Below are 2,967 nucleotides of genomic sequence, written 5' to 3' on the forward strand. Positions count from 1 at the left end.
CCGCCGTTGTGGCCGCCTGGGTGCTGCCGGAAATTGTCGCAGCCTTTGCCGCGTACGCCTATTTCAGCCGGGACGGGACGCTCAACCAACTCCTGGGCGGGCTTGGGTTCGGACAGCCCGACTGGCTGTATTCGTTTCCCATGGCGGCCATCATGTTGGCCAACATCTGGCGCGGCACCGCGTTCTCCATGCTGGTCTACCGGGCCGCGCTGGACGAGGTCCCGGGGGAAGTGACGGAGGCGGCCCTGATGGACGGTGCCACCGGTTGGCAGCGGCTGGCTTTCATCACCATCCCCATGATCCGTCCCAGCATCGCCACCAACCTCATGCTCATCACACTGCAGACACTGGCGGTCTTCACCCTCATCTGGGTGATGACTGCCGGGGGCCCGGCGAATGCCAGCACCACGCTTCCGGTGCTGGCCTACCAGGAGGCCTTCAAATTCGGTGACATCGGGTACGGCACCGCTGTGGCGTCGGTGCTGATCCTCATAGGCCTCGTGTTCGGCGCGGCGTACATCAGGCTCCTCCGGGAGGCCAAGCCATGACGACGGCGGCCCGCGCGTCCGTGGGGGAGCACCGGACCGCAGCAGGGGCAGTCTCCCGGGCGCAGCAGCGTGCCCGGGTTCCGGCTGACCTGGCGCTGATGGTGATCGGGGCCTGCTTTGTCCTGCCGCTGCTGTGGCTGGTGTTCGCTTCCCTGGACCCCGCGGCCGGGTACGAAACCAGGCTGCCCCGGGAGGTATCGCTGGCGAACTTTTCCGCGATCATGACACCGGGACTGCTGTTCGGGCCCCTGTGGAACAGCCTGGTGCTCTCCGCCGGAACGGGTGCCGTGAACCTGGTGGCGGCAGTGCTGGCCGCGTACCCGCTGTCCCGCTACCAGTCCCGGTTCAACAAACCTTTTATGTACACCATCCTGTTCGGGACGTGCCTGCCGATCACTGCCATCATGGTTCCCGTCTACGGGTTGTTCGTGCAGCTGCAACTCCTGGACTCCATGCCCGCCACCATCTTCTTCATGGCCACCACCACCTTGCCCATGGCCATCTGGATGACCAAGAACTTCATGGACGCCGTCCCGGTATCACTCGAGGAAGCGGCCTGGGTGGACGGTGCCTCCGGACTGACGGCATTGCGGACCATCGTCCTGCCCCTCATGCGGCAGGGGCTGGGCGTGGTGTTCATTTTTGTGTTCATCCAGGCGTGGGGGAACTTCTTTGTACCCTTTGTCCTGCTCCTGTCCGAAGCCCGGCAACCGGCAGCCGTTTCGATCTACAGCTTCTTCGGACAGCACGGGGCAGTCGCCTACGGCCAGCTGGCAGCTTTTTCCATCCTGTATTCAGTGCCGGTGCTGGCCCTCTACGTCATTGTGGCCAAGGGTGCCGGCAGCTCGTTCGCGCTTTCAGGCGCGGTCAAGGGCTGACCGGCCGCCGTTCCTTCACTGCAGCGCCATCCGGCGTCCCTGCCCTTGAGGGCCGCCCAGGCCACCGGGCAATCAGTCGATATCCTCGATGACTACTCCGAACGGCACGGTGTCGTCAATGTGTGCCTGATGGCCGGTGGATCCGGGGTTCCAGGTAACCCGGACGCCGTGAAGCTGGTCGGCCGCGGACTGTTGCAGCACCGGCTTGACGGCACTGACGAACAACTCGCTTTTATCGGCGAGAAACTGCTTGTAACTGGCTGGAAGCTCGCTCATGGCAAAAGGATAGACCTGTGCAACCCGGATGGGGAGGGGTCCCCATTGCGGCAGCTCCGGCAAGTGGCTTGGATAGGATGGCGGACGGAGTGCCGCCGGGCAACACCGTCCGCGCACCCGCCACCGTCCAGCAGCAATCAGGGGGAAAATCCAGTGCTTCAGACCAGTGCGCCCGCACGTATCGAACCGGCGGAACTGGCCCGTGCACAGCAAGTGGCGGCGAACATCTCCCGCAGCTTCGATGCCAAAGTAGTTGGTCAGGCACGCCTCCGCGAATCGCTGCTCGTTGGCCTGATGACAGGCGGGCACATCCTGCTGGAAAGTGTGCCGGGCCTGGCCAAGACCACGGCCGCCCAGACGGTGGCGGAAGCTGTCAGCGCCGAGTTCCGCCGGATCCAATGCACCCCGGACCTGCTGCCCAGCGACATTGTGGGCACGCAGATCTACGACGCCGCCAAGGGCACGTTCATCACCCAACTCGGCCCCGTGCACGCCAACATCGTCCTGCTCGACGAGATCAACCGCTCCAGCGCGAAGACCCAGAGCGCCATGCTCGAGGCCATGCAGGAACGGCAGACCACCATCGGGGGACAGGAGTACAAGCTCCCCTCACCCTTCCTGGTGCTCGCCACCCAGAACCCGATCGAGCAGGAAGGCACCTACCAGCTGCCCGAAGCCCAGATGGACCGCTTTATGCTCAAGGACGTCCTGGATTACCCGTCACCGGCAGAGGAAGCGGAGATCATCCGGCGCATCGATGCGGGGATCTTCACTCCGGAGCAGATTCCAGCGGCGGCAGCGTCACTGGATGCCGTCGCAGGAGTCCAGGAGCTGGTGAAACGGATTTACATCGATCCGGCCATCATCAACTACATCGTGGGCCTGGTGTTCGTCACCCGCAACGCCGGGCAGTACATCGACCAGCGCCTGGCCGGCTTCATCGAATTCGGTGCCAGCCCCCGCGCCAGCATTGCCTTCAGCCAGGCGGCCCGGGCCGTCGCGCTCATCAACGGCCGTGACCACGTGATCCCTGAGGACGTGAAATCCCTCGCGCACCGGGTGCTCCGGCACCGGCTCATCCTGGGCTTCGAGGCGGTGGCCGAACAGGTGCCGGTGGAGACCATCATCGATGCCATCGTGGCGTCCGTCCAGACTCCCTGAGCCGGCGTGCCCAGCCTGCTCCAGCGCGTCAAGTCGAAGATGGCCATCTTCGCCCACCGGAAAGCCCGCGGAATGCTCGACGGCGAGTACGGTTCAGTCTTCCG

At 64.6% G+C, this 2,967-nt stretch carries 4 protein-coding genes and 1 pseudogene; 4 read left to right on the forward strand and 1 reads right to left on the reverse strand.

From position 1 onward, the window contains the following. Both DBR22_RS01790 and DBR22_RS01795 read left to right on the forward strand, forming a co-directional pair. Nucleotides 1-548, forward strand: a 548-nt coding sequence (locus tag DBR22_RS01790; RefSeq protein ID WP_146187336.1) for a carbohydrate ABC transporter permease, incomplete at its 5' end; no start/stop codon positions are given. Next, the gene (locus DBR22_RS01795; RefSeq protein ID WP_108597515.1) at nucleotides 545-1,426 is read left to right on the forward strand and encodes a carbohydrate ABC transporter permease; all 882 of its coding nucleotides are present in this window, start codon (nucleotides 545-547) and stop codon (nucleotides 1,424-1,426) included. The genes DBR22_RS01790 and DBR22_RS01795, both read left to right, overlap by 4 nt. 72 nt (nucleotides 1,427-1,498) lie before the next feature. Here DBR22_RS01795 and DBR22_RS01800 read toward each other — a convergent pair whose 3' ends face one another. Beyond that, nucleotides 1,499-1,702 carry a hypothetical protein gene (locus DBR22_RS01800; protein ID WP_108597517.1) on the reverse strand — a complete coding sequence of 68 codons (204 nt, stop codon included), beginning with the start codon at nucleotides 1,700-1,702 and terminating at the stop codon, nucleotides 1,499-1,501. A 153-nt stretch (nucleotides 1,703-1,855) separates the two neighbouring features. Here DBR22_RS01800 and DBR22_RS01805 point away from each other — a divergent pair, with 153 nt between their 5' ends. Both DBR22_RS01805 and DBR22_RS25140 read left to right on the forward strand, forming a co-directional pair. Next, the gene (locus DBR22_RS01805) at nucleotides 1,856-2,863 is read left to right on the forward strand and encodes an AAA family ATPase (RefSeq protein ID WP_108597516.1); all 1,008 of its coding nucleotides are present in this window, start codon (nucleotides 1,856-1,858) and stop codon (nucleotides 2,861-2,863) included. Nucleotides 2,864-2,869: 6 nt separating this feature from the next. Beyond that, nucleotides 2,870-2,967: pseudogene (locus tag DBR22_RS25140) on the forward strand (DUF58 domain-containing protein); the annotation flags it as partial.

Source organism: Arthrobacter sp. HMWF013 (genome assembly GCF_003061105.1).
In the GTDB taxonomy this organism is placed as follows: domain Bacteria; phylum Actinomycetota; class Actinomycetes; order Actinomycetales; family Micrococcaceae; genus Arthrobacter.

What these genes read in the sequence shown, in the direction of transcription:
- DBR22_RS01795 (WP_108597515.1), top strand. Translation starts at nt 545, where the DNA reads ATGACGACGGCGGCCCGCGCGTCCGTGGGGGAGCACCGGACCGCAGCA.
- DBR22_RS01800 (WP_108597517.1), bottom strand. Translation starts at nt 1,702, where the DNA reads ATGAGCGAGCTTCCAGCCAGTTACAAGCAGTTTCTCGCCGATAAAAGC.